20 protein-coding genes are annotated in these 25,399 nt (G+C 68.4%); 13 read left to right on the forward strand and 7 right to left on the reverse strand.

Features of this window, described 5'->3' with window-relative positions; translation table 11 throughout:
* The first annotated feature begins 56 nt into the window (after positions 1-56).
* Positions 57-1,109, forward strand: coding sequence for a CaiB/BaiF CoA transferase family protein (locus C4B30_RS13570; RefSeq protein ID WP_027781668.1), 1,053 nt, complete (start codon positions 57-59; stop codon positions 1,107-1,109).
* A gap of 58 nt (positions 1,110-1,167) precedes the next feature.
* Here the strand turns inward: C4B30_RS13570 and C4B30_RS13575 are convergent, their stop codons facing one another.
* The gene (locus C4B30_RS13575; protein ID WP_027781667.1) at positions 1,168-1,611 is read right to left on the reverse strand and encodes a PaaI family thioesterase; all 444 of its coding nucleotides are present in this window, start codon (positions 1,609-1,611) and stop codon (positions 1,168-1,170) included.
* A 279-nt stretch (positions 1,612-1,890) separates the two neighbouring features.
* Here C4B30_RS13575 and C4B30_RS13580 point away from each other — a divergent pair, with 279 nt between their 5' ends.
* A complete protein-coding gene (locus C4B30_RS13580; protein ID WP_027781666.1) occupies positions 1,891-3,510 on the forward strand; it encodes a methyl-accepting chemotaxis protein in 1,620 nt (539 codons plus the stop codon).
* Here C4B30_RS13580 and C4B30_RS13585 read toward each other — a convergent pair.
* Complete coding sequence (locus C4B30_RS13585) at positions 3,483-4,592, reverse strand: AGE family epimerase/isomerase (RefSeq protein ID WP_027781665.1); 1,110 nt, start codon at positions 4,590-4,592, stop codon at positions 3,483-3,485. The two genes, C4B30_RS13580 and C4B30_RS13585, sit on opposite strands and share 28 nt — an antisense overlap.
* A gap of 114 nt (positions 4,593-4,706) precedes the next feature.
* Here C4B30_RS13585 and C4B30_RS13590 point away from each other — a divergent pair, with 114 nt between their 5' ends.
* The 4 genes from C4B30_RS13590 (at position 4,707) to C4B30_RS13600 (ending at position 7,815) form a co-directional block, all read left to right on the forward strand.
* Positions 4,707-5,405: an MgtC/SapB family protein gene (locus C4B30_RS13590; RefSeq protein WP_027781664.1), complete on the forward strand. Its 699-nt coding sequence runs from the start codon at positions 4,707-4,709 to the stop codon at positions 5,403-5,405.
* 92 nt (positions 5,406-5,497) lie between these two features.
* Positions 5,498-6,868, forward strand: a complete 1,371-nt coding sequence (locus tag C4B30_RS13595; RefSeq protein ID WP_027781663.1) for a hypothetical protein — start codon at positions 5,498-5,500, stop codon at positions 6,866-6,868.
* Between the two features lie 175 nt (positions 6,869-7,043).
* Entirely contained in the window at positions 7,044-7,199 is a 156-nt protein-coding gene (locus C4B30_RS35645; protein WP_011548928.1) for a hypothetical protein, read from the forward strand.
* Positions 7,200-7,335: 136 nt separating this feature from the next.
* Positions 7,336-7,815, forward strand: a complete 480-nt coding sequence (locus tag C4B30_RS13600) for a GNAT family N-acetyltransferase (RefSeq protein WP_027781662.1) — start codon at positions 7,336-7,338, stop codon at positions 7,813-7,815.
* A gap of 150 nt (positions 7,816-7,965) precedes the next feature.
* On the opposite strand, the gene C4B30_RS13605 is transcribed toward C4B30_RS13600, so the two are convergent.
* A complete protein-coding gene (locus C4B30_RS13605) occupies positions 7,966-10,998 on the reverse strand; it encodes a heavy metal translocating P-type ATPase (protein WP_105132597.1) in 3,033 nt (1,010 codons plus the stop codon).
* 484 nt (positions 10,999-11,482) lie between these two features.
* Between C4B30_RS13605 and C4B30_RS13610 the strand changes: the two genes are divergently transcribed.
* Positions 11,483-12,919: a DUF1254 domain-containing protein gene (locus C4B30_RS13610; RefSeq protein WP_027781660.1), complete on the forward strand. Its 1,437-nt coding sequence runs from the start codon at positions 11,483-11,485 to the stop codon at positions 12,917-12,919.
* Positions 12,920-13,070: 151 nt separating this feature from the next.
* The gene (locus tag C4B30_RS13615) at positions 13,071-16,907 is read left to right on the forward strand and encodes a DUF748 domain-containing protein (protein WP_027781659.1); all 3,837 of its coding nucleotides are present in this window, start codon (positions 13,071-13,073) and stop codon (positions 16,905-16,907) included.
* A 53-nt stretch (positions 16,908-16,960) separates the two neighbouring features.
* Here the strand turns inward: C4B30_RS13615 and C4B30_RS13620 are convergent, their stop codons facing one another.
* On the reverse strand, positions 16,961-17,182 hold the full coding sequence (locus C4B30_RS13620; RefSeq protein ID WP_011548933.1) for a hypothetical protein: 222 nt from the start codon (positions 17,180-17,182) through the stop codon (positions 16,961-16,963).
* A gap of 249 nt (positions 17,183-17,431) precedes the next feature.
* Here C4B30_RS13620 and C4B30_RS13625 point away from each other — a divergent pair, with 249 nt between their 5' ends.
* From C4B30_RS13625 to C4B30_RS13640, 4 genes are all read left to right on the forward strand, one after another.
* Positions 17,432-19,108 carry an alkaline phosphatase family protein gene (locus tag C4B30_RS13625; protein ID WP_105132599.1) on the forward strand — a complete coding sequence of 559 codons (1,677 nt, stop codon included), beginning with the start codon at positions 17,432-17,434 and terminating at the stop codon, positions 19,106-19,108.
* 159 nt (positions 19,109-19,267) lie between these two features.
* On the forward strand, positions 19,268-19,462 hold the full coding sequence (locus tag C4B30_RS13630) for a YqaE/Pmp3 family membrane protein (RefSeq protein WP_027781657.1): 195 nt from the start codon (positions 19,268-19,270) through the stop codon (positions 19,460-19,462).
* 110 nt (positions 19,463-19,572) lie between these two features.
* Entirely contained in the window at positions 19,573-20,889 is a 1,317-nt protein-coding gene (locus C4B30_RS13635) for a type II toxin-antitoxin system HipA family toxin (RefSeq protein ID WP_027781656.1), read from the forward strand.
* A gap of 15 nt (positions 20,890-20,904) precedes the next feature.
* Positions 20,905-21,189 (forward strand): helix-turn-helix domain-containing protein, encoded by a 285-nt coding sequence (locus tag C4B30_RS13640; RefSeq protein WP_027781655.1) that lies wholly within the window; start codon positions 20,905-20,907, stop codon positions 21,187-21,189.
* Between the two features lie 123 nt (positions 21,190-21,312).
* Here the strand turns inward: C4B30_RS13640 and C4B30_RS13645 are convergent, their stop codons facing one another.
* Genes C4B30_RS13645 through C4B30_RS13655 form a run of 3 tightly spaced genes read right to left on the reverse strand, consistent with a single transcriptional unit; the run spans position 21,313 to position 23,922 of the window.
* Positions 21,313-21,492: a hypothetical protein gene (locus C4B30_RS13645; RefSeq protein WP_027781654.1), complete on the reverse strand. Its 180-nt coding sequence runs from the start codon at positions 21,490-21,492 to the stop codon at positions 21,313-21,315.
* On the reverse strand, positions 21,464-22,471 hold the full coding sequence (cydB, locus tag C4B30_RS13650; RefSeq protein WP_027781653.1) for a cytochrome d ubiquinol oxidase subunit II: 1,008 nt from the start codon (positions 22,469-22,471) through the stop codon (positions 21,464-21,466). Before cydB ends, C4B30_RS13645 begins: the two co-directional genes overlap by 29 nt.
* Positions 22,472-22,500: 29 nt before the next feature.
* On the reverse strand, positions 22,501-23,922 hold the full coding sequence (locus tag C4B30_RS13655) for a cytochrome ubiquinol oxidase subunit I (RefSeq protein ID WP_027781652.1): 1,422 nt from the start codon (positions 23,920-23,922) through the stop codon (positions 22,501-22,503).
* A 385-nt stretch (positions 23,923-24,307) separates the two neighbouring features.
* Here C4B30_RS13655 and ltaE point away from each other — a divergent pair, with 385 nt between their 5' ends.
* On the forward strand, positions 24,308-25,321 hold the full coding sequence (gene ltaE, locus C4B30_RS13660) for a low-specificity L-threonine aldolase (protein ID WP_027781651.1): 1,014 nt from the start codon (positions 24,308-24,310) through the stop codon (positions 25,319-25,321).
* The last annotated feature ends 78 nt before the right edge of the window (positions 25,322-25,399 follow it).

Consider the following 25,399-nt stretch of genomic DNA (forward strand, 5'->3'; position numbering starts at 1 on the left):
GCTGACGCAGGTCGACCGCGAATCACGGGGCCTGTGCAAGTCGACAGGAGAATCGCATGTCACTCGCCGCGCCGCTTTCCGGCATCCACATCGTCGAATTCGAAGGTCTCGGCCCCGGCCCGCTCGCGGGCTGGATGCTCGCCGGAATGGGCGCGCGCATCACGCTGGTCGCACGCCCGTCCGGCCGCACCAGCGCGCCGGACGCGCTGCGGGCCCGCGACGGCGACCTGCTGCGCGAAGGCAAGACGATCGTCGAACTCGATCTGAAGGCGCCCGCCGGCCGCGACGCCGCGCTCGACTTGATCGCGCGGGCCGATGCGCTGATCGAGGGGCTGCGGCCCGGCGTGATGGAGCGGCTCGGCCTCGGGCCCGACGCTTGCGCGCGCCGCAATCCGAAGCTCGTCTACGGACGCATGACGGGCTGGGGCCAGCACGGCCCGCTCGCGGCCGCGGCCGGGCACGACCTGAACTACGTCGCGCTGACCGGGCTGCTGTCGCTGTCCGCGCCGCGCGACGGCCGGCCGGGCGTGCCGCCGACCGTCGTCGGCGATGCGGGCGGCGCGCTTGGGCTCGCATTCGGGATCGTCTGTGCGTTGCTCGACGTGCGCGGCGGCGGGCCGGGGCGCGTGGTCGACGGCGCGATCGTCGATATCGTGTCGATGCTCGGGTCGCTCGCGTTGTGGGCACGCGCGAACGGGCAGCTCGGCGGCACGCAGCCGAGCCTGTTCCACGACGCGCCGTTCTACGACGTGTATCGCTGCGCGGACGGCGAATGCGTGACGATCGGCGCGCTCGAGCCGCCGTTCTATGCGCTGCTGGTCGAACGGCTCGGGCTGACCGACGTCGATCCCGCGTCGCAGTACGATCGGGCGCGCTGGCCCGCGCTGAAGGCGCGTTTCGCGGAAGTGTTCGCGCAGCAGCCGTCCGCGCACTGGCGCGCGCTGCTCGAAGGCACCGACGCGTGTTTCGCGCCGGTGCTGAGCGTGGCCGACGCGGCCGTGCATCCGCACAACGCGGCACGCGGAATCTATCGGACGGATGAGCACGGGAACGTGCGGGCGCGGGTGGCGCCGCGGTTTTTGCCGCTGACGGGGGACGACGCGGCCTAGCGGCGCGACGCGGGCGTCAAGCGGCCGCGATATCGTGCGCGGGCCGCTCGGGCCGTTCTCACGCCGTTTCTTCCGGCCTGTCCGGCACCTTGCCGTCGCCGACGCGATTGATCGTGCCTTGCGCGATCGCGACGAGCCGCTCGTGATCGCCGTCGATGACGAACACGTGACACTGGCACGTCGCCTGGTGCCGGCCCGCGTAGACGAGCTTCGCGCGGGCGACGAGCGTGCCGTTCACGGCCGGCCGCAGGTAGTTGATCTTGTATTCGGCGGTGATCACGCGCGGGCCGAGCACGAGCGCGCCGGCGAACGTCAGCGCGTTGTCCGCGAGATAGCTGATGACGCCGCCGTGCACGAAGCCGTGCTGCTGCCGCAGTTCCTCGCGCACGGGCAGACACAGCGACACTTCGTTGTCGCCGATATGCATCAGCTGCGTGCCCAGCAGCATGCTGAACGGTTGCGCGCGCAATGCCCCGCGCGCGTGGTCCGTGATGTCGGTCATTGAACTTCCTTAGAAATGAGTGCCCGCTTGCGCTGAACTCTAGGAAGGGGGCTTCGGATAAGCAAGGAAATTCGTCCGCGTTTCGGGCAAATTCCGGTGCGATGCGACGCGATTATTGCGTCGAATACCCAAGATCTCCGCGTTTGCGGGCGATTCGGCGCGAATGCGCGCGCGAACCGAGCGATTGACCTGCGTTGCCGGCAATCCGCCTAAAGTCCGACGAAGAAATGCCGCTAATGCCGGGGCATCGCCTCATCGTCCGCTCTCCAGGAATCCCCCATGTTCGGAAAAATCAAGCTCGCGTCGGGTCTGCTCGGCGTGTTGACCGTGTTCTGCCTCTTCCTGCTTGCAATCGAAGCGCTCGGCTTCTGGACGCTCGCGTCGACGCGCAGCGGCGTCGACGATCTGTCGAACGTCGCGATCGCGCAGGTCGGCGCGGCCAGCCGGGCGACCGAGCAACTGCTCGACGCGCGCATCAACCTGTCGCGTGCCGGCACGCGGATGGTGCGCGGCGGCCCGAAGCCCGAGGACATCATCCGCCATGCGGGCGCGTCGCTCGCGGAAGCGGACAAGGCGTTCGCCGTGCTGACGGCCGCGCAGCCGGTCGACGATACCAACCGCGCGCGTGTCGCGGCGCTCACCGAGCGCTATCGTGCGCTGCGCGGCGCGCTGGGCGAACTCGTGCAGTTTCTCGACGCCGACAACATCCAGGCGTTCCTCGACCAGCCGACCCAGGGCTTCCAGGACAAGTACATCGCCGAGCTGCATCGCTTCACCGACTATGGCGGCACCTCGAGCCGCGCGGCGCTCGACACGATCGACGGCGGCATGCTGTGGTTCAAGTCGGTCGGCATCGTGCTGCTGGTGGCGATGCTCGCGGCGAGCGCCGCGATCTACGCGGCCGCGCGGCGTGCGGTCGTCGCGCCGCTGGAGCAGGCCGGCCGCCATTTCGAGCGGATCGCGCAGGGCCGTCTCGACGAAGCCGTGCAGGCGGGCGGCGTGTTCGAGATCGACCGGATGCTGCGCGGCCTCGCCACGATGCAGACGAGCATCGCGGGCACCGTGCGCACGGTGCGCCACGCGTCCGATGCGATCCACCTCGGCGCGGGCGAGATCGCCGGCGGCAACGCCGATCTGTCGGCGCGCACGGGCACGCAGGCTGCTTCGCTCGAGGAAACCGCCGCGAGCATGGAGGAACTGACCGCGACCGTCCGGCAGAACACCGACAGCGCCCGTGCGGCAAGCGCGCTGGCCGACGCGGCGCTCGAAGCGACGAGCCACGGCGGCGGTGTGGTCGACAGCGTGATCGACCGGATGCGCGGCATCGCGCAGAGCTCGGGGCGGATCGCGGAAATCATCTCGGTGATCGACGGCATCGCGTTCCAGACCAACATTCTCGCGCTGAACGCGGCGGTCGAGGCCGCGCGGGCCGGCGAACAGGGGCGCGGCTTCGCGGTGGTCGCGGGCGAAGTGCGTTCGCTCGCGCAGCGCAGCGCGCAATCGGCGAAGGAGATCAAGGCGCTGATCGAGGATTCGGTCGCGCAGATCAACGGCGGCGCGGAGCTCGTCGAGCGCGCCGGCGACGCGATGCGCACGGTGTCGGCGTCGATCACGCGGGTCGTGCAGACGATGTCGGAGATCACGGCGGCGTCGGTCGAGCAGAGCGTCGGGATCGAGCAGGTGAACCAGGCCGTCACGCAGATGGATCAGCTCACGCAGCAGAACGCGGCGCTGGTCGAGGAAGTCGCGGCGGCCGCTGCGTCACTGAACGACCAGACCGCGCACCTGATGCAGGCGGTGTCGGTGTTCGAACTGGGCGATGGACGCGCCGCACGCGGCGAACGCGCGGCGCCGTCGTTCGCCGATGCGGGTTACGCGCCGACCGGCAGCGCCGCGTAGGCAGTCGCGAGGTGGTAGGGCGTCGTCGACGGCATGTCGGCGCGCGACACCTGGCCGTCCGCCGTCTTGCACTCGAACCAGCCGCGCGGATGCAGGAAGCGCGCGGCGAAGCGCTCGATTTGCCGCGCGAGCGGTGCCGAGGCCGGCGTGCCGCCGTGCGTCGCGAGCGCGCGCAGGTATTCGGTCTGCGCCCAGATCCGCTGCGTGCCGTCGATGCATGCGCCTTGCGCGTCGAGCGCCGCGCAGACGCCGCCCGTTTGCGCATCGACGCCGTATTGCTCGGCGAACGCGAACGCGCGCGACAGCGCGGCGGGGAGCCCGGTTTGCGCGAGCTGCGCGCCGGCCGCGTCGACCAGATAGAACCACTCGAACTGATGGCCGGGCTCGAAACGGTTGTCGGCCGCCCCGAGCGGCAACTCGGCCACGCAGCCGGTCGCCGCATCAACGAACGTGTGCTCGACGGCCTGCGCGGTGCGCGCGAGCGCATCGTCGAACGCCGGGTCGCCGAATGCATCGGCGGCCGCGAGCCACGCTTCGGTCAGATGCATCAGCGGATTCTGCAGCGCACCGCTGCCGGATGACGAGAAATCGGCGTGGCGCGCGGCATCGAGCAGCGCGTCGCCGTGGCGCGGCGCGAAGCGGTCCTGGATCAGCGCGGCGGTTTCTTCCGCCACCGTCCGCGCGGCGGCGTCGCGCGACGCCGCATGCCATGCGGCGCACGCGAACACGATGAACGCGTGCGTATAGAGATCCTTGGTCGTATCGAGCGGCGCGCCCTGCGCGTCGACGCTGTAGATCCAGCCGCCGTGGCGCGGGTCGCGAAAGTGCCGGCACAGCGCATCGAACAGCGTGGCCGCATGCGCGGTGTCGCCGGCCTGCGCGAACACGAACAGTTGCCTCGCGCACGCCATTGCGCGATAACGGGTCACGGGCAGCGGCGCGTGGGTGGCCGGATCGACGGCCTCGAACGGCAGTTGCAAGGCTGAGTCGAACCCTGAACCCCGCCAGATCGGCAAGACGACGTGCGCGAAATGGTGGCGCAGTTGGGCGGCCTGAGCGGAAGCGGAGTCGGAAACGGACATGGCGGGGTTGAGCGCTTGGATCGAAACGTATCGGCGGGCCCGGAGAATCGGCGCGGCCGGGGCCAAGGATAAAACATTCCGCGCGGCCGGCACCAAAAAAAGGAGAGAAATCGGATGCTCAGCAACCTGGAACTCGTGATGCGGCTCGTTCTCGCGGCGGCGCTCGGCAGCGTCATCGGCTTCGAGCGCGAGCGCCTGTCGTGGGCGGCCGGCCTGCGCACGCACATGCTGGTGTGCGTCGGCTCGACGCTGATCATGATCGTGTCGGCGTTCGGTTTCGCCGACGTGCTCGGCAGCAGCGACCACGTCGTGCTCGATCCGTCGCGGATCGCCGCGCAGGTCGTGTCGGGCATCGGCTTCCTCGGCGCGGGCTCGATCCTGCTGCGCGGCGAGATCGTGCGCGGGCTGACGACGGCCGCGAGCCTGTGGTCGGTCGCCGCGATCGGCCTCGCGGTGGGCGGCGGGCTCTATGTCGCGTCGATTTCGGCGACGATCATCATCCTGATCATCCTGGCCGGCATCAAGCCGCTGGAGCGGCGTTATTTCACGGTGCGCCAGCGGCGCCAGCTTGCGTTGACGGTTGCGAGCGGCACGCTGACGTTCGATTCGCTGCACGCGGCGCTCGGTCCCGACAGTGCGCGCGTGAAGCAGTTCATCGTGCAGCGCGCCGACGACACGGGCGAGCAGGACGAGGTGCGCATCGCGCTGGCGCGGGTGTCGGAACTCGAATACAAGGCGATCTGCGACAAGCTGCGCGCACTGCCGGGCGTCACGCGTTTCGACGACGGGAGCGGGTTCGCGGGCGACGAATAGCGTGAATCGATTGCGGGGCGTGCGACAATGGCCGACCACCGATTCCGTTCGACATCCGGGTTCGCGCCTGCGGGCCCCGCTATCCGATTTCCATGACCGAATCCGTTTCCACGCCACGCTCCCGTTCCCGTTCCACCCGTTCGTCGGCCCGTTCGCGCCAGCGCTCGGCCGCTGCCGCAGGCAGCACGTCCGCAAGGGCGACGGCACGATCCGGCGGGGCACCGGCCGGCGACGGCCCGCGCGACGAACGGACGCTCGACCTGTTCGGCGATCCGGTGCTGGAGCCGGGCGAGCGCATGCCGGTTGCGGCGCGCGATGAAGCGGTCGACGAAGCCGATGCGGCGGCCGGTGCCGACGACGGGCGACAAGCCACGCTCGACGGTTTCATCCCGCCTGCGGATGCGGTTGCGGCAACGCATGCTGAAACCGAAGGTACGGCGGCGACGGATAGGGAGATCGCGGCCGTTTCGACGCCTGAACGCGATATGGCCGCGATCGTCGATGGCGCATCTGCAGCGGGTCTTGCAACGAAGGCAGCCGATTTGCCGGCGGGCGATGGCGGCGTTACGCGGATCGATGTGCCCGGGGGTGACGACGCCGCGAACGCGGAGACGAAGCGGCAAGCCGCCGATGGCGCCGTGACGCTGGCGGCGGAATCGCAAGTGGCAGATGGCGAAGTCGCGCAGCCTGTCGTCGAGGCGGCAGTCGTCAAATCCCGCGAAGGGAAATCTTCGGGCGACGCGGTGAAGGAGCGCCGCTCGTCGTCGGGCGGCAAGCGCCGGGCGGCTGCCGGACCCAACGAAGCGACGGCGACGCAAACCGTATCGGTTGCGACGAGCGTCGACTCGAAGCCGGAAGCGGTTGAATCGAACCCGCCGCCCGCCGCCGCGCCGGTCGAGCCGCACACGCCGGCACAGTCGGCAGGGTCGGCACCTTCGCCCGAACCGGCGATCGCCCCGCCTTCCACGAAGCCCCGCGACACGGCCCGGCAGCCCGACGCTTCGCCGTCGCCGGTTGCGCAGCCGGTGGCATCCGCCGCGTCGTTCGTGACCAAGCCGTCGTCGGAGCGTACCCAACCGGCCGCGCCAGCCTTCGATCCGGACACGCACCTGAGCCCGCTGACCGACCGGCTCGCCGTGCTGCAGTCCGACGTGGACGGCCTGACGCGCACGGCCGATCGCGAGATGCGCCGCGTCAACCGTTTACTGCTCGCGCTGGCTGTCGTCGTGCTGGCGGGGCTCGTCGCGCTGGTGCTGCAAACGCGGCAGATCGCGCACCTGAAGCAGGACGTGGCGACCAAGCAGCAACGGATCGATCGCCTCGCGGCCGATCTGTCGACGCAGCAGGCCACGCTGATGACGCTCGAGGAGCACCACGAAGCGCTGCTGTCGCAAGTCGACCGACTTCAGCGCAACGCGAACCGCGAGGCGGCCGTCGCGAAGCGGGTTCGTCGCACGCGTTAATCGTTTCGACCCTATCCTGGGAGCGTGACGGAGCAAGGATCGCGGTTCCGCATCGGTGATCGGCTGTTACGCGCGTGCGGCAAACCGATGCAGCTTACTGGCGGAATTCAGGGAAAACCCTTAAAATGGAGGCGATTTAAGGGAAAACCCTAGTCCTATCTGTCAGGAGTCTCACATGAGCTTCATCTTCGCCCTGCTGCAAAAAATCGACGACCTGTTCGTGTCCCCGCACCTGCCGCTCGACGCCGAATACTCGTACGCCGCACGTCACGCCGAAGCCGAGCGCGTGCGCCGTGCCAACCTCGTGCCGATCGTTCTGTATCGTCGCTGATTCGCTGATTCGCTGATTCGCTGATTCGGCGCGGCGTCCGCCGCACCTGCCTGCCCGTTTTTCCACCGCCGCATCGCGCGCCGGTGCGACCGTCCCGCTACACTGGAAGTCCGATTCCGTTCACGGCGACCGGGCCATGCTGCAGATGCGGCCGATGACGGCCGGCGAATTCCACGCGTACCGCACGCGAGCCATCGACGGCTACGCGCGCGATCTCGTTTCCTCCGGACAAAATGCTGTCGAAGCCGCGGCCGATCGTGCGCGCGCCTGTTTCGACACGCTGCTGCCGGACGGCCTGCTGAGCGCCGGCCAGACCCTCGTCACGCTCATCGACGGCGCCAGCGGCGACCCGGTGGGCGACCTCTGGTACGCGATCGTCCCCGAAGGGCCGAACCGCACACTGTTCATCTACGACCTCGACATCGTCCCGTCCCGGCGTCGCCAGGGCTGGGCCACGCGCGCGCTCGATGCGCTCGACGCCGAGGCGCGCCGGTACGGCGTCACCGAGATCGGGTTGTCGGTGTTCAACCACAACGCGGCGGCGCGTGCGCTGTATCGCGCGTGCGGCTTCGCGCCGATCACCACGACGTTGATCAAACCGGTCGTGTCGGACTGAATCCGCTGGCCCGCGATGCGGCGTGACGGGCTGCCGGTGCGGCATGCCGGGTAGCCGACCAACGTCGGCACGCCTACCGATCCTTCCTGTTGATCGAGCGTCGAGCGCCGGACGGCCGGTTCGATCATCCGGCATTTACCGCCTGCCGCATCACCGCGCGCGGCCTTTCCATCTCTGCAGCAGCAACGCATTGGTCACGACGCTGACGCTGGAAAACGCCATCGCCGCGCCCGCGATCACCGGGTTCAGCAACCCGAACGCCGCGAGCGGCACGCCGACCAGGTTGTACACGAACGCCCAGAACAGGTTCTGCTGGATCTTGCGGTACGTGCGTCTGGAAATGTCGATCGCGTCGGCGACGAGCGCCGGGTCGCCGCGCATCAGCGTGATGCCGGCCGTGTGCATCGCGACGTCCGTGCCGGTCGCCATCGCGATGCCGACGTCCGCCGCGGCGAGCGCGGGCGCGTCGTTGATCCCGTCGCCGACCATCGCGACGATCCCGCCGTGCGTGCGCTTCAGCTCGGCGACGACGCGTGCCTTGTCGTCGGGCAGGACCTGCGCGTGCACTTCGCCGATGCCGAGCGCCGCCGCGACGGCCGCCGCGCTGCCGCGATTGTCGCCCGTCACGAGTGCGCTCGCGACGCCGCGCGCCGACAACGCCGCGATCGCGTCGCGGGCGCCCGGCTTCACGGTGTCGCCGAATGCGATCAGCGCGAGCACCGCGCGCGGCGCATCGGCACGCATCAGCCACGAGATCGTGTTGCCGGCGCCCTCAAGTTCCGCCGCACGGGCGTCGAGCGCCGGCGGTACCGCGATGCCGAGTTCGTCGCGCCAGCGCGTGCTGCCGAGTGCGAGCTGCTGCCCGCCGACGTGCGCTTCCACGCCGCGCCCGGGCACCGCCCGCGCATCGGTCGCGACGACCGACTCGGCGCCGCCGCCCTGTGCGGCCAGGTCCGCGTCATGCGCGGCGACCACCGCACGCGCGAGCGGATGGTCGCTCTGGCGCTGCACGGCCGCCGCGAGCGCGAGCGCTTCGTCGCGCGGCACGCCGACGGCGTCGAACGCCGTCACGGACGGTTTGCCTTCGGTCAGCGTGCCGGTCTTGTCGAACGCGATCACGGTCGTGCGCTGCGCGAGCTCGAGCGCCTGCGCGTCCTTGATCAGCACGCCGTGCCGGGCCGCGACGCCGGTGCCGGCCATGATCGCGGCGGGCGTCGCGAGGCCGAGCGCGCACGGGCACGCGATCACGAGCACCGCGACCGCGTTGAGGATCGCGGTTTCCGTCCCGGCGCCGGCGATCAGCCAGCCGGCCAGCGTCAGCACGGCGATGCCGAGGATCGCCGGCACGAACACCTCGCTCACGCGATCGACGAGCCGCTGGATCGGCGCCTTCTCGGCCTGCGCGGATTCGACGAGGCGGATGATGCGCGCGAGCGTCGTTTCCGCGCCGATCGCGGTGGTTTCGACGACGAGCGCGCCTTCGCCGTTGATCGAGCCGGCCGTGACGGCGTCGCCGTCGTCCTTCGGCACGGGCAGGCTTTCGCCGGTGATCAACGATTCGTCGATGTGCGAGCGGCCGGTCACGATCCGGCCGTCGACGGGCACGCGCTCGCCCGGCCGGATGCTGACGTGCGTGCCGACGCGCACCTGCGCCAGCGGCACGTCGCGTTCGACGCCGTGCTCGACGACGCGCGCGCGGTCGGGGCGCAGCGCGTTCAGTGCGCGGATTGCCTCGGTGGTCTGGCGCTTCGCGCGCGATTCGAGCCACTTGCCGAAGCGCACGAGCGTGACGATGACGGCCGACGCTTCGAAATACAGATGACCGGGATGCGCGGGATCGCGCAGCAGCACCCACAGGCTCAGCCCGTACGCGGCCGACGTGCCGAGCGCGACGAGCAGATCCATGTTGCCGGTGCGGGCCTTCACCGCATGCCAGGCCGCGCGGTAGAAGCGTGCGCCGAAGCCGAACTGCACGATCGACGCGAGCACGAGCTGGAGCCAGCCGGGCAGCATCCAGTCGATGCCGAACGGCGCGGCGAGCATCGGCGCGACGAGCGGCGCGCTCAGCACGGCGGCCCCGATCACGAGGTTGCGTTCGCGGATCGCTTCGCGGCGCTTGCGTGCGTCGGGGGCCTGCGCGGGGCCGGCCGGTTGTAGGTCGGCACCGGTCGTTTCGCCGGCGGGAAGCGACGCACGGTAGCCGGCCGTGGTGACTGCAGCGATCAGCGTGGCGGCGTCGAGTGCGCCGGCGCCGTGCACCGATGCACTCTCGGTCGCGAGATTGACCGTCGCGCGCGCGACGCCCGGCACGGCGGCCAGCGCTTTTTCGACGCGGCCGGCGCAGGACGCGCAGGTCATGCCGCCGATGTCGAGTTCGACGTCGGCGGCAGCGGACGTGACGGCAGGCGTGGCGACGGCAGCCGGTGTCGCGTCGTAGCCGGCCTGTTTCACCGCGTCGGCGAGCTGCGCGGCGGAAACGCCGGCCGACGTATCGATCGTCGCGCGCTCGGTCGCGAGGTTGACCGATGCGCGCGTGACACCCGGCACCTTGGCGAGCGCCTTCTCGACGCGCGACACGCAGGACGCGCAGGTCATGCCGTCGATATCGAGTTCGATGCTGGCGGGCGGGGCGGTGGTGACGGCCGGTACGGCGGTGTCCGACACCGTCGGCGTCGCACCATAGCCGGCTTGCTTCACGGCATCCGCCAATTGCGCGGCGGAAACGCCGGCCGACGTATCGACCGTCGCGCGTTCGGTCGCGAGGTTTACCGATGCGCGTGTGACGCCGGGCACCTTCGCGAGCGCCTTCTCGACGCGCGACACGCACGACGCGCACGTCATCCCGTCGATATCGAGTTCGATCGTCGCGGCGGCAGCCGGCGCAGGCGGTGTTGCCGCGCGTGGCGCGTTCGCCGAAGGCGTGGCCGAGACGGCTTCGACCGCCGCTTCGCGCACCGCTGCGCGGTAGCCGGCCTCGCGGACGGCGTCGACGAGCCGACCGGGCTCGACCGTCTCCTGCGCGGTGACGGTTGCCGCATGCGCATCGAGATCGACCGCCGCATCGACGACGCCCGGCACGGCGGCCAGCGCGCGCTGCACGCGGCCCGTGCAGCCGCCGCAATGCATGCCGTCGATGCTCAGCTCGATCGTTTGCAGCGCCGCGGAGGCAAGTGGTTCAGTCATGTCGGATTCCCCAAAGGCGCGGTTCGTGCCGCGAATGGTTCCAGTATCAACATTCCCATGATGGTAAGGTCAAGCGCCGGCGACGATGCGACGCATGTCGATGCACACAGGTTGTCACAACATGGAAAGTGAGCGCCCGCCTTCCAGACGGACAGCCGGGCGAGCGTGCCGGGCGTGCGCGTACGCGCTCAGGCGCGGAGCCTGGCGCTCGCGAGGCGATTGAGGGCCGATGCTTCCTGGTCTGTTTCGGTTTTTTGCCGAATCCCGTGAAATATTTCAGATTTTTTGACGGGTTGGCTAGCGTTTTACCCTTTATTCGGCATATTGGGGGATGCCCTTAGGCGCTATGATACCGGCCTGACATCAGCGCCCACCGTTACGAACTGTAGCGAAACGGTCATCCGGGCACGCTGGGGTGCCTTTTTCGCCGTTCACGAGACGAACAGGGCGTTGACTGAAAAGAACGATATTCGGCCAGTAATCGATGATTGAAAACCAGCGAGAATCAGTTTCTCTGCGACGCGCGTGCGCGTCGCTGGCCATTGCGGCGTTGCTTGCAGGATGCGCGTCGCAACCGGACGCGATCCAGCGGAAAACCGGCTGGATGCGTGCGGAAGTCGCCGACTCCTATATCTATGCGTATCCGCTCGTGCTGATGGACGTCGCGAAGGAAGCGGCGACGGGCGGCGACGGCGCGCAACCGGGGCAGGCCCCGCTCAACACGCTGCGCCACGCGGCGGCGCTGCCGCCCGTCGGCGCGGTCAATCCGCCGCTGCCGGGCGTCGACACGCTCGACTCGACCGGCTGGCTCGACGTCGCCGCCGAACCCGTGATCGTCACGCTGCCCGACACGCGCGGCCGCTACTGGGACGCGCGCGCGCTCGACATGTGGACGAACGTACTGTGGTCGTCGTCGAGCGTCGCGACCCGCGGCGCCCGTGGCGCCGGGCGATCGCAAACGATTGCCTTCGCCGCGAAGGACTGGCAGGGCACGCTGCCGAAGGGCGTGCTGCGCGTCGACGTGCCGTCCGCCAATGCGTGGCTCGAAGTGCGGCTGCAGACGAGCGGCGGGCGCGACCTGACGAACGTGAAGAAACTGCAGCGTGCGATCCGCGTGGTGCCGCTGTCGGTCTACACGGGCGCCGAGCGCGGCGCGTCGGTCGCGGTCCATGCGGGCAGCGCGCCGTCCGAAGCGGTGGGCGGCGGCACGCCGGCCGAGCAGGTGGCCGCGCTCGACCCGAAGGCGTTCTTCACGCGTTTCGCGCAGGCGCTGCAGGACAATCCGGCGCCGGCCGACGACGCGCACGCACAGGAATCGCTCGGCGACATCGGCGTGACGGCCGGCTACCCGGTGCTGTGGACGGGCGACCGTCTCACGGCCGCGACGGCCGGCGTTGCCGAGGCGCGTGCGCGGCTCGCGACGCCGCCGTCGAACCTGCTGAGCGCGAACGGCTGGAACTGGATCGGCGACACGGCCGGCAAGTACGGCCAGGACTACGCGCTGCGCGCGTACGCGGCCTACACGCAGTTCGGCACCGCGACGCGCGACGACGAGACGCTCGCGATCACCCGCGTCGACAGCGACGGCCATTCGCTGAACGGCGCGAACCGCTACGTGCTGCATTTCGCGCCGGGCGCACTGCCGCCGGTGCGCGCGTTCTGGACGCTCACGCCGTACACGACCAACGGCGCGCTGCCCGACGTCGGGTCGGCGCGCCGCTCGCTCGGCGATCGCGACCGGCTGCGCCGCAACCGCGACGGCTCGGTCGACATCGTCGTGTCGGTGTCGCCGGGCGGCGCGCATGCGGCCAACTGGCTGCCGGCGCCGCGTACCGATTTCGCGCTCGCGTTGCGCCTGTACGCGCCGAAGCCGCAGGCGAGCGACGGATCGTGGATGCCGCCCGCCGTCGTCCGGAAATGAACGGTTGAGCGCCGCCGTTGTCCGACCGGCGGGCGCGGCGGCGGCGCCGGACCTCCGTACCGTCACCTCCTGAGCCTATACTTTCGGGATAGCGTGCGCGGCCGCCCGGTTCTCCGGTGCGGCCCGTCATCCATTCCCGAGATATTCAAGCATGGCAAGCGCAGACAAAGAAACCGTACCCTCGACCCTCCATGCCCTCGGTGGCGTTGCACGCTCGCGCCGGACCCGGCGTATCGGCATCGGCCTGCTGATCTTCATCGTTTTATTCGGACTGCTCGGCTTCTTCGCGGCGCCGCCGCTGATCCGCCATGTCGCCGAACAGCAGTTGAGCAAGCAGCTCGACCGTCCGGCCACGATCCAGCGCATCGCACTGAACCCGTACACGCTGAACCTCGAAGCCGACGGCATCCGCCTCGGCGAGCGCGGCGGCCAGGGCGACTTCATCGACATCGGCAAGCTCGTCGTGAGGCCGTCGTGGTCGTCGCTGTTCCGCGGCGCGCCGATCGTCAACGAAATCCGGCTCGACGCGCCGCGCTTTCATATCGTCCGCTACGACGCGCAGCGCTTCAACTTCACCGACCTGATCGAGAAGTTCTCGTCGCCGTCGCCGAAGCCCGACAGCAAGCCGACGCAGTTCTCGGTGTCGAACATCCAGGTCAACGACGGCCGGATCGACTTCGACGATCGCCTGCTGAACGAAAAGCACGTCGTCGACAACTGGACGCTCGGCATTCCGTACATCGCGACGCTGGCCTCGAAGACCGACATCTTCGTCGAGCCGAAGCTGCGCGCGCGTTTCGACGGCAGCCCGATCTCGATCGACGGCAAGACCAAGCCATTCGCGCAGTCGCGCGAATCGGAGATCGCGCTGAAGTTCGACCGCCTCGACGTGCCGAAGCTGATCTCGTACGTGCCGGCGAAGCTGCCGGTGGCCGTGACGAGCGGCCTGCTGAGCAGCGACCTGACGGTCAATTTCGTGATGAGCGGCGAGACGCCGGCGCTGCGCGTGTCGGGCACCGTCGACCTGAACGACGCGAAGGTGACCGACCGCGCGTCGGCGCCGCTATTCGCCGCGCGCGGCGTGCACGTCGCGGCGGCCGGCCTCGAGCCGCTGCGCAACGCGATGCACTTCGACGAGATCCGGATCGACCAGCCGGTGGTCGACCTGTCGCGCGACAAGCAGGGTGTGCTGAACGTCGAGAAGCTCGTCGCGCAGCCGGCCGCCGCACCGAAGGCCGAAGCCGGCAAGTCGACCACATCGGCCGCGTCGGCCGTCGCCGTTTCCGGTGCTTCCGGAGCCACCGTCGCCGCGGCCAGCGGCGCCAGCGCCGCGAAGGCCGAAGGCAGCGCCGCCGCGAAGGAAGCGCCGCCGCTCGACCTGACGATTCGTCATTTCGCGATCGACGGCGGCACGATCAACGTCGACGACCGCGTGCCGGCGCCGCCGACCGCGATGTCGCTGACGAAGCTCGCCGCGACGCTCGACGGCTTCTCGCTGCAGGGCAAGACGCCCGCGAAATACACGCTGTCGACATCGTTGTCGCGCGGCGGCGACGTGAGGGCCGAAGGCACGTTCAATCTTGCCGCGAAGCAGGCCGACACGAAGCTGACGGTCGCCGCGCTCGCGCTGCCGGCGCTGCAGCCGTACCTGGGCGAGGCGACGCGCGCGCGCGTGCTCGACGGCACGCTCGGCGCGACCGTCAACGCGAAGACCGACTGGGGCAAGACGCCGCTCGCCGCGGAAGTCGCGGACAGCACGGTCAGCCTGAAGTCGCTGAAGGTTGCCGCGCCGAACGACAAGGCGCCCGCGATCGTGCTGCCCGACGCGAGCGCGAAGATCGCGAAGGTCGACGTCGCCGCGCGCACCGCGGAGATCGCGAGCGTCGACGCGAGCGGGCTCGCGCTCGACGTGAAGCGCCTGAAGGACGGCAAGATCGACCTCGCGGCGCTGGCCGAACCCGCGCAGGCGGCGGTGCCGCAGCGCACGGTTGCGCGCAAGGCCCAGGCCGTCGCGCCGACGTGGCACTACCGGATCGACGCGCTGAACGTGAAGGACGCGTCCGCGAACTTCACCGACCTGTCGACGCCGCGCCCGGTGAAGCTGGCGATCAAGCCGCTGGACCTGTCGGTGCAGAAGGTGAGCGACGACCTGACGAAGCCGCTGCCCGTGCAACTGAAGGCGACGCTGAACCGCAAGGGCTCGCTGAACGTGTCGGGCGACGTGACCGCGCAGCCGCTGAAGCTCGGCCTGAAGATCAACGGCAACCGCCTCGACGCGGCCGCGTTCGAGCCGTACTTCGGCAGCGCGCTGAACGCGACGATCGCGAGCGCGCTGCTCAACGCGCAAGGCAACCTGACCTTCGCGCAGGTGAAGGACAGGCCGCGCGCGACCTATCGCGGCGACGTCGCGCTGGTCGACGTGCGGATGCTCGACAAGGCGACCTCCGACCCGTTCGCCGGCTGGCGCTCGCTCGCGCTGTCGAACCTGAAGGCGAACTACGACGAGAAGGGCACCGACGTCGACGCCGCGCGCGTGACGTTCTCGAACTTCTACGGTCGCGTGCTGCTCGACGCGCAGGGGCGGCTGAACCTGAAGGACGTGGTCGCGAAGGAGTCGGGCCCCGCGCAGTCGCTCACGCGCGACGCGAGCAAGGGCGAGCCGGTGCCGCTGTCGCCGGGCGTGACGCCGCCGGCCGCCGCGCTGGCCGCGTCGGCCGCGGCCGCGCAGCAGGCGTCCGTGCCGGCCGCCGCGTCGGCGACGGTGGTCGTGAAGGCCGCGCCGCAGCCGCAGAACCCGGTGCGCATGCACTTCGGCGAACTGCTGCTGCAGAACGGCCGCGTCACGTACACGGACAACTTCATCAAGCCGAACTACACGGCGAATCTCGTCGCGATCAAGGGCACGGTCGGCGCGTTCGGCACGGATTCGACGACGTCCGCGCCGGTCGACGTCGCCGCGAACCTCGCGGGCAACGGGCCGATCTCGATCAAGGGCTCGGTGAACCCGCTGATCGAGAAACCGGCGCTCGACCTCACGGCGACCGCGCACGACATCGAGCTGACCAACCTGACGCCGTATTCGGCGAAGTACGCGGGCTACCCGATCACGAAGGGCAAGCTCAACGTCGATCTGCACTACCAGCTCGCGAACGACCAGCTGTCGGCGAACAACCACATCTTCATCGACCAGCTCACGTTCGGCGATCGTGTCGAGAACGACACGGCGACGAAGCTGCCGGTGAAGCTCGCGATCTCGCTGCTGAAGAACACGCGCGGCCAGATCGACGTGAACCTGCCGGTGTCGGGCTCGCTGTCGAATCCGGAGTTCAGCGTCGGCGGGCTGATCTGGCACGCGGTGTTGAATCTGATCGCGAAGGCCGTCACGTCGCCGTTCACGCTGCTCGCGAATGCGTTCGGCGGCAGCGGCGGCGAGGATCTCGGCTACGTCGAGTTCGCGCCGGGTTCGTACGCGTTGACCGACGCGCAGCAGAAGAAGCTCGACACCGTCGTGAAGATGCTGACCGAGAAGCCGTCGATCCGCCTCGACCTGATCGGCCGCGTCGATCCCGCGCAGGACACGCCGGGGCTGCGCGACGCGTACGTCGAGCGGCTGGTGCGCCAGCAGAAGCTGAGGGACGTGGTCGGCCAGGGCGAGAGCGTCGATCCGATGTCGGTGAAGGTCGACAAGGCCGAATACTCGAAGTATCTGACGCGCGCGTACAAGGCCGCCGACTTCAAGAAGCCGCGCAACCTCGTCGGCCTGCAGAAGACGCTGCCCGATGCGGACATGAAGCAGGCGCTCGCCGATCACGCGCCGGCCGACGACAACGCGCTGCGTGCGCTCGCGCAGCAGCGCGCGCAGGCGGTGCGCCAGTATCTCGACGGCAAGATCGACTCGAGCCGCATGTTCGTCGTCGCGCCGAAGCTCGACGCGAAGGGGATCTCGGACAAGGGCGCGACGACCCGCGTCGACTTCGGGCTGCAGTAAGCGTCATCGCCATCCGCCGCCGCGCCCGCATCCGCCGGGCGCGGCGGTTTTTTTCAGCGCCCGGCGATCGCCGGTTCGCGCTTGTCCAGCTCCTTCCTCGCGGCCAGCGGCAGACGCGCGTCGTCCCACTGCGTCAGCCATTCGACTTCCTTCGCGGTAAACACCTGTCCGTAGTTGCGCAACGCGTACTGCAGCGCGTCGACGACGTGATGGCGAATGATTTCGGGGGTACGTGCATCGTCCAGCACGAACCGGAGAGCTTCCAGGGTCGACATACTCGTGCTCCGGGTCAGGGAAAACCCTTTATCACACGCCAATAGTCGCCGGCCAACCCGAAAAAAAATCCGGCCGCACGGCCGGCGCACGGCGCGCATCGCATGGCGACCGCTTCATGTCGCTTGCGTTTGGTTACGTTTGACAGAGAACAGAAAGCCTGGCTTCATCCGTCCGCCCCACGATCCGGCGATATTTTGCGCGCCTGATGGCAGGTCACGGAGTTCAACATCAATCGATGAGGTGGGGTGATGATTTCGTTTTTCGGTAAACAGCGGAAGATGGCGGCGATGGTGGCGGGCGCGCTGGCGTTCGCCAGCGCAGGCGTGCATGCGGCGCAACAGGACGGTAACGATCAGGGCGAGGGCAACGGCCGGGCGAGCCGCGTCGTGAAGCACGTGCTGCTGCTCAGCATCGACGGCCTGCACGAGCAGGATCTCGCGCGCTGCATCGGCGCGAATACGTGCCCGAACATCGCCGTGCTCGCGAAGAGCGGCGTGACGTACGCGAATGCATACACGCCGGGGCTGTCGGATTCGTTTCCGGGCCTCGCCGCGCTGGTGACGGGCGGCTCGCCGAAGACGGCCGGCCTGTTCTACGACGTGTCGTACGACCGTAACCTGTACGCGCCGAGCGACTCGACATGCTCGGGCAAGCAGGGCTGGAACGTCGTGTTCGACGAGACGACCGGCATCGACGCGCAGAACGGCGGCGCGCTCGTGCACCTCGACGGCGGCGGCGCGTTCAATCCGCAGGCGATTCCGCATGCGAAGGTCAACGGCCAGTGCGTGCCGGTCTACCCGCACAACTACGTGAAGACCAACACGGTGTTCGAGGCCGTGAAGGCCGGCGTGCCGAATGCGCACACCGCGTGGGCCGACAAGCACGCGTGGGGCTACGACTGGCTGAACGGCCCATCGGGCACGGGCGTCGACGATCTGATGCGCACCGAGATCAATTCGATCGACCCGGCGACGAACACGGCCTACACCGACGTCTATTCGCACACCGCGCGCTTCGACAACCTCCACGTGCAGGCGCTGATCAACCAGATCGGCGGCCGCGATTCGACCGGTACGAAGAATGCGCCGGTGCCGACGCTGTTCGGCGCGAACTTCCAGACGCTGAGCGTCGCGCAGAAGGCGCCGGTCGCGAAGGGCGGCGGCTATCTCGACGCCGACTTCACGCCGAACGGGCAGGTCGCGAATGCGATCACGTATGTCGACAACTCGATCGGCCATGTCGTCGCGGCGCTGAAGCAGGCCAACCTGTATTCGTCGACGGCCGTGATCGTCACGTCGAAGCACGGCCAGTCGCCGACCGATCACACGAAGCTCGTGAAGAACGGCGACACGCTGACGAAGCTGCTCGAAGCGAACAACTACATCGATCCGAACGGCAACTTCGGCCAGAACAACACGACAACGGGCAACCTGAACGACGGTTCGGGCCTGGTCGGCACGGGCTTCGTGCAGACCGACGACGTCGGGCTGATCTGGCTGCGCGACCGCAGCCAGCGCACGGCCGTCGTGCAGACGCTGAAGGCGAATCTCGGCTGCAACGCGCCGGGGATCTGCGCGGACGGCCCGCAGGCGTACGTGCTGTATGGCGCGGCGCTCGCCGACCGCTTCGGCGATCCGGCCAACGGCCGCACGCCGGACATCGTCGTCCAGCCGAATCCGGGCGTGATCTACACGTCGAGCACGAAGAAGGACGAGGAGCACGGCGGCAACGCACCGGACGACAGCCACCTCGGCCTGCTCGTGTCGTATCCGGGCCTCCATCGCGCGCGCACGGTGAACGATCTCGTCGGCACGAAGCAGGTCGCGCCGACGATCCTCGCGCTGCTCGGCGCCGATCCGCGCCTGCTGCACGCGGTGGTGGCCGAGAACACGGGCGTGCTGCCGGGGCTGGGTATCGGGCGCTAAGCGCTGTAACGGGAATGCGCCCGCCGCATGAGGCGGGCGACGCAGGCGGCGCCGGGCGGTCGACGGCGCCGCCTGCCGTCGTGTGGCTTGAATTTCGCCGCATGCACCGGCATATTCGTCGCGCATCACCCGTTCAACGACGTACCGAGAGGATCGTTCATGCGCCTTCTGCTTGCCCTGCTGCTCCCGTGGTTCCAGTTCTTCACGATCGGCCGTCCGATCGCCGGGATCATTTGCCTGCTCCTGCAACTCACGATCATCGGCTGGCTGCCTGCTGCGATCTGGTCGGTGTATGCGCTGAGCCAGTACAAGACGGATCGCAAGATCGAGGCGGCGCTGACCCGCAGAAGCTGATTCAAGGTGCGCCTGCTCAGGCGTACTCGACGAAGAAGATTTGCATTTCGGTAGAAAAATATATACTTTACTTGCTCGCTGCTTGGTAATTTATATATATTTCTTCCGAAATGAACGCCTCCTGCACGATCCAGCTCCATGCCGACGGTGCCTGGCACGACATCGGCGTCGTCAACCTGTTCGGCGACCCCGGGGAAGGTTGGCGCGCGCGTGCTTATACCGGTTACGACGTCGAGTGGGCCATTCGGCATCGGCCTGCCCGCGACGCGCATGCGATGACGTGCCGTTTTCCGGTTGGCCTCGAGCCACTGGAGACACCGCATTGGCCTGTTTTCCTGATCGATCTGCTGCCGCAAGGCTTCGGCCGCGAGGAACTGTTGCGCCGCCTCGGTTTGCCGGAAACGGCGGAGCAGCATGCCGACTGGCCGCTGCTGCTCGCGGGGGCCGGTAATTCGATCGGGAATCTGCGCGTCAAGGAAGCGGCGCAATGGCTTGCCGAGCGTCAGGGGCCGCAGCAAGGTTTTACCGACGAGGAGGTGGTCGCGCGAGGCGACGCGTTCAGCGAATATCTTGCCGCGCACGGATTCTTCGTTGCGGGCTCTTCGGGTGTGCAGGGCGAGTGGCCGAAGCTGCTGCTGACCCGCGCCGACGACGGGCTGCTCTATCTCGATCACACGCTGCCGGACGAGCGCGCGATCGAGCATTACATCGTCAAGTTCGGACGTGGCGCGAACGCGCGCCTCGCGCAGATCCTGCGTCACGAAGCGCCCTACATGTCATTGGCCCAGCGTCTCGGCTTGCGCGTGCATGCGCCGCTGGTGCTGCGCGACCGCTCGCTCTTCATCCGGCGTTTCGATCGTGCGCGTGTGGGCGGTCGCGTTGTCCGGCTCGCTCAGGAAAGCGTGGCTTCGTTGACGGGCAAGGCCGGCTTCGGTGTCGTGCCGAGCCATGACGAGGTATGCCGGCATCTCGTGCGTCAATGCACGAACCCCCAGGCCGAGGTGGCTGAATACCTGTGCCGCGACGTCGCGAATCTCGCGTTGGGCAACAAGGACAACCATGCGCGAAACACCGCGTTGCAGCGCGATTTCGACGGGCGCATCGCGCTGACGCCGCTTTACGACTTTGCACCGATGTATCTGCATCCGGATGGCATTGCGAGGCGTATTCGTTGGGAAGGAAATGACGGTGGCCGGCCGGACTGGGCGCGCGTGCTTGATGCGGTCGTTCGGTCGAGCGAGCCGCAGACGGGCGAGACGCATGTCGTGCTGGACCGTGCTGCATTGCAGGCGCGGCTGAGTGCGATGGCGCCGCGTTTGCAGGAAATCGCCGATCACGGCGCCGGTCTCGGATTGGAGGACGACGTGCATGCGTTTCTGCGGCCTGGACTCGAGCGGCTTGCCGGTGAACTGGATGCGCTGGGCTAGGCGGAGGGCGACACGATGGACAAACGCTACAACGCGCTGCCGCTTCCCGAACAGCTTTCGCTCCGGCGGCAAGCGATCGAGGGCGTTCTCGCACATCCCGAATGGTCGCTGCGCGAATCGGTGCGGCACCTGAAGAAGACGATGCGGCTGACGAGTGCGGAAATGGCGACGCTTGCCGGCGTGTCGATCAAGACGATTCAGGATATCGAACAGGGGCGCAGCGACGGGACGGTGCAGACGATGAACCGCATATTCGGCATGCTGGGGCTCAAACTCGGCGTGGTGCGGCAGGACGCGTAGCCGGTCGCGCATTCGCCGCCGTCCGGCGCCGCTCACCCGATCGCCGGCCCGATGTCGCAAGGCGCCACGGCAGCGTGCAGTACGGCGAGAGGGCCGGATGCGGGGCGTTGCACCCCGCGCAGCTTATTTCACCGCAAACAGCGTCAGGTTCATGAAGATCTTGAACGCATAGCCCAGCGTGACGGCGCCGATCACGCCGCCCGCCCAAAGAACGACGAACCACATCCAGCCGCGCATCCGCGGCCGCGGCGCCTCGGGCGGGCGACCGGCGGAATCAGTGGTGGTAGTAATGCTGGTCTTCATGGCGCACCTTGCCTCGGAATACCCAGTAACCCATCGTCGTGTAGGCGATGATGATCGGGAGAATAACCGCTGCGCCGACCAGCGTGAAGGTCTGGCTCGAACGCGGCGCCGCCGCTTCCCAGATCGTCATCGTCTGAGGAATCGCATACGGGAACAGCGTGACGAGCAGACCGACGTAGCCGAGCAGCACCAGCGCCAGCGCGAGCACGAACGGCGTCATGTCGTGCCGGTCGCGCACGGCGCGGCGCATCCACACCGCGCACGCGGCGACCAGGAACGGTACCGGCAGCAAACGCCAGAACAGGCCCGAATCGAACCAGCGCTGCGCGATGGCCGGATCCTGCAGCGGCGTCCACAGGCTGACGACCGCGATGAAGCCGAGCAGCACGACGGTCAGCGGCCACACGACGCGATGGAGGCGCCGTTGCAGATCGCCTTCGGTCTTCGCGACGAGCCAGCAGCAGCCGAGCAGCGCGTAGGTCACGAGCAGGCCGAGGCCCGTCAGCAGGCTGAACGGCGTGAGCCAGTCGAATGCGCCGCCGGCGTACACGCCGTCCTTCACGTCGATGCCTTGCAGGAACGCGCCGAGCGCGATGCCCTGGAACAGCGTCGCGCCGGCCGAGCCGCCGATGAACGCGAGATCCCACAGCTGCTTCGTGCGCCGCGCCTTCGCGCGGATCTCGAACGACACGCCGCGGAAGATCAGGCACACCAGCATGAAGATCAGCGGCAGGTACAGCGCCGACAGCACGGTCGAATAGACGATCGGAAAGACCGCGAACAGCCCGGCGCCGCCGAGCACGAGCCACGTCTCGTTGCCGTCCCACACGGGCGCGACCGTGTTCATCATCAGGTCGCGTTCCTTCTCGTCCGGGAAGAACGGGAAGACGATGCCGATGCCGAGGTCGAAGCCGTCGAGCACGACGTACATGAAGAGCCCCAATGCGATGATCGCGGCCCAGATTACGGTGACGTCCATAGGTTTTCTCGTATGCGAAAGGAGTGGGCTCAGACGGTCTCGATCAGCTCGTCGACGGCCGACATCGGGCGGCGCGCGGTGTGATCGGGGCGCGTGTCGGGCAGGTCGTGCGTCGCGTCGTGCTCGACGTCGGGCAGCGCGGGGCCGGCCTTCATCAGCTTCAGCATGTAGTACACGCCGGTGCCGAACACGAGGAAGTACACGATCACGAACGTCATCATCGACAGGCTGACCTGCTGCACCGACAGCGGCGACACGGCCTGCGCGGTGCGCATCACGCCATACACGACCCACGGCTGGCGGCCGGCTTCGGTCGTCACCCAGCCCGCGAGCAGCGACACGAAACCGGTCGGGCCCATCACGAGCGCGAAGCGCTGGAACCACTTCGATTCATACAGGCGGCCGCGGCGGCGCAGCAGCCAGGCGAGCGCGGCGAGACCGATCATCGCGAAGCCGAGGCCGACCATGATCCGGAAGCTCCAGAACACGACCGTCGAATTCGGGCGGTCTTGCGGCGGGAAGTCCTTCAGCCCGCGGATCTCGCCGTCCCAGCTGTGCGTGAGGATCAGGCTGCCGAGGTGCGGCACCTTCACCGCGTAGCGGGTCGTCTCCGCCTTCATGTCCGGGATGCCGAACAGGTTGAGCGGCGTGCCGCCCTTTTCGGTTTCCCACAGCCCTTCGATCGCGGCGATCTTCGCCGGCTGGTGCTTCAGCGTGTTGATGCCGTGCTGATCGCCGATCACGGCTTGCAGCGGCGCGAGCACCAGCAGCAGCCACAGCGCCATCGAGAACATCTTCTTCACGCCCTTGTCGCGGCGGCCCTTCAGCAGGTGCCACGCGCCTGTCGCGGCCACCACCAGCGCGGCGACGATGAACGCGGCGATCGCCATGTGGAACAGGCGGTACGGGAACGACGGGTTGAAGATGATCGCGAACCAGTCGGTCGGCACGACGCGGCCATCGACGATCTCGAAGCCTTGCGGCGTCTGCATCCAGCTGTTCGACGCGAGAATCCAGAACGTCGAGATCAGCGTGCCGATCGCGACCATCAGCGTCGCGCCGAAGTGCGCGCGCGGGCTCACGCGGTTCCAGCCGAACAGCATGATGCCGAGGAAGCCGGCCTCGAGGAAGAACGCGGTCATGACCTCGTACATCAGCAGCGGGCCGGTGACGGCGCCGGCGAAGCTCGAGAAGCCGGACCAGTTGGTGCCGAATTGATAGCTCATCACGACGCCGGAGACGACGCCCATCCCGAACGCGACCGCGAAGATCTTCGACCAGAACAGGCAGAGCGTCTTGTAGTACTGCTTGCCGGTCTTCAGCCAGCGATATTCGAGCACGGCGATGAAGCTGGCGAGGCCGATGCTCAGCGCCGGAAAGACGATGTGAAAGGAGACGGTGAACGCGAATTGCAGGCGGGCCAGATCGAGGGCCGAAAGTGCGGTGTCCATACCAGATGACCGAGGCTGACGATACCCGCCGGCGGGTGCCGGCGGACCCCGGCAGACAGGCAGCGGGGTTGGCTGGAGTATGGGTCGCGATGTTGCACCGCGAAATGCGCCAACTCGTCGCAGATGTCCAGCCCGTCGCGCGCCAATTCGGGTTAAATCGTTGATTCGTATCAAGAAGACCGCTCGCGGCGCGTGTGGCCGCGGCGTGGCGGTCTGACGCACGTGCGTCAATATGGCGCGTCGCATCATCGGAACGACGTCGCGCGTGCGGAACCGGGCGCGCGGCGGCGGGCGGCAGCCGCCGCGCGAATTGCGTACACTCTCAGTCTCGTTTCGGCAGGGCCGGGCGCATCGGTTCCGGCTCGCGTTTACTCAGGGCACAGCGATGATCGATTTACGCAGCGATACCGTGACACGTCCAGGCCAGGCGATGCTGGCTGCAATGATGGCCGCCGAAACCGGCGACGACGTCTGGGGCGACGACCCGACCGTCCTGCGCCTGCAGGCGGTGGCGGCCGAGCGCGCCGGCAAGGAAGCCGGTCTGTTCTTCCCGAGCGGCACGCAGAGCAACCTGGCCGCGCTGATGTCGCATTGCGAGCGCGGCGACGAGTACATCGTCGGCCAGCTCGCGCATACCTACAAGTACGAGGGCGGCGGCGCGGCCGTGCTCGGCAGCATCCAGCCGCAACCGATCGAGAACGCGCCGGACGGCACGCTGCCGCTCGCGAAGATCGCCGCGGCGATCAAGCCGCTCGACAATCACTTTGCCCGGACGCGGCTGCTCGCGCTCGAAAACACGATCGGCGGCCAGGTCTTGCCCGAAGGCTATGTGCAGGAAGCCGTCGCGTTCGCGCGCGGCCGCGGGCTGTCCACGCACCTCGACGGCGCGCGCGTCTGCAATGCGGCCGTCGCATCGGGTCGCCCGATCGCCGAGCTGTGCGCGCCGTTCGACACCGTGTCGATCTGCTTCTCGAAAGGGCTCGGTGCGCCGGTCGGCTCGGTGCTGGTCGGCAGCCGTGCGCTGATCGAGCGCGCGCAGCGCTGGCGCAAGGTGCTGGGCGGCGGGATGCGGCAGTCGGGCATTCTCGCGGCGGCGTGCCTGTATGCGCTCGATCACAACGTCGAGCGGCTCGCGGACGATCACGCGAATGCCGCGCATCTCGCGGCCGGCCTCGCGCGCATCGACTCGGTGAAGGTGCTGTCGCATGCGACGAACATGGTGTTCGCGCAATTCCCCGAAGCCGATTGCGCGCCGCTCGAGGCGTGGCTCAAGGCGCGCGGGATCCTCACGCAGATGCTGTATGCGTCGCGCTTCGTCACGCATTGCGACGTGTCGCGCGCGGACATCGACACGTTCGTCGACGCGGTCGGCGCGTATTTCGCGCAGCGTCGCGCGTGACGCGAAATGCGCCGGCCCGCGCCGGGCCGGCGCGATCTGGCATGACGCAACACACGGAAGGGGTGACGCGGCGCGCTG

Source organism: Burkholderia sp. BE12, from assembly GCF_002959955.1.
Taxonomy (GTDB): Bacteria; Pseudomonadota; Gammaproteobacteria; order Burkholderiales; family Burkholderiaceae; genus Burkholderia.

Bases quoted from the DNA above. Each gene is read 5' to 3' on its own strand.
- C4B30_RS13645 (WP_027781654.1), bottom strand. From the start codon at position 21,492: ATGAAGACCAGCATTACTACCACCACTGATTCCGCCGGTCGCCCGCCC.
- C4B30_RS13615 (WP_027781659.1), top strand. From the start codon at position 13,071: ATGGCAAGCGCAGACAAAGAAACCGTACCCTCGACCCTCCATGCCCTC.
- C4B30_RS13575 (WP_027781667.1), bottom strand. From the start codon at position 1,611: ATGACCGACATCACGGACCACGCGCGCGGGGCATTGCGCGCGCAACCG.
- C4B30_RS13655 (WP_027781652.1), bottom strand. From the start codon at position 23,922: ATGGACACCGCACTTTCGGCCCTCGATCTGGCCCGCCTGCAATTCGCG.
- C4B30_RS13635 (WP_027781656.1), top strand. From the start codon at position 19,573: ATGAACGCCTCCTGCACGATCCAGCTCCATGCCGACGGTGCCTGGCAC.
- C4B30_RS13570 (WP_027781668.1), top strand. From the start codon at position 57: ATGTCACTCGCCGCGCCGCTTTCCGGCATCCACATCGTCGAATTCGAA.
- C4B30_RS13630 (WP_027781657.1), top strand. From the start codon at position 19,268: ATGCGCCTTCTGCTTGCCCTGCTGCTCCCGTGGTTCCAGTTCTTCACG.
- C4B30_RS13580 (WP_027781666.1), top strand. From the start codon at position 1,891: ATGTTCGGAAAAATCAAGCTCGCGTCGGGTCTGCTCGGCGTGTTGACC.
- C4B30_RS13620 (WP_011548933.1), bottom strand. From the start codon at position 17,182: ATGTCGACCCTGGAAGCTCTCCGGTTCGTGCTGGACGATGCACGTACC.
- cydB (WP_027781653.1), bottom strand. From the start codon at position 22,471: ATGGACGTCACCGTAATCTGGGCCGCGATCATCGCATTGGGGCTCTTC.
- C4B30_RS13595 (WP_027781663.1), top strand. From the start codon at position 5,498: ATGACCGAATCCGTTTCCACGCCACGCTCCCGTTCCCGTTCCACCCGT.
- C4B30_RS13640 (WP_027781655.1), top strand. From the start codon at position 20,905: ATGGACAAACGCTACAACGCGCTGCCGCTTCCCGAACAGCTTTCGCTC.
- C4B30_RS13585 (WP_027781665.1), bottom strand. From the start codon at position 4,592: ATGTCCGTTTCCGACTCCGCTTCCGCTCAGGCCGCCCAACTGCGCCAC.
- C4B30_RS13605 (WP_105132597.1), bottom strand. From the start codon at position 10,998: ATGACTGAACCACTTGCCTCCGCGGCGCTGCAAACGATCGAGCTGAGC.
- C4B30_RS35645 (WP_011548928.1), top strand. From the start codon at position 7,044: ATGAGCTTCATCTTCGCCCTGCTGCAAAAAATCGACGACCTGTTCGTG.
- C4B30_RS13610 (WP_027781660.1), top strand. From the start codon at position 11,483: ATGATTGAAAACCAGCGAGAATCAGTTTCTCTGCGACGCGCGTGCGCG.
- ltaE (WP_027781651.1), top strand. From the start codon at position 24,308: ATGATCGATTTACGCAGCGATACCGTGACACGTCCAGGCCAGGCGATG.
- C4B30_RS13590 (WP_027781664.1), top strand. From the start codon at position 4,707: ATGCTCAGCAACCTGGAACTCGTGATGCGGCTCGTTCTCGCGGCGGCG.
- C4B30_RS13625 (WP_105132599.1), top strand. From the start codon at position 17,432: ATGATTTCGTTTTTCGGTAAACAGCGGAAGATGGCGGCGATGGTGGCG.
- C4B30_RS13600 (WP_027781662.1), top strand. From the start codon at position 7,336: ATGCTGCAGATGCGGCCGATGACGGCCGGCGAATTCCACGCGTACCGC.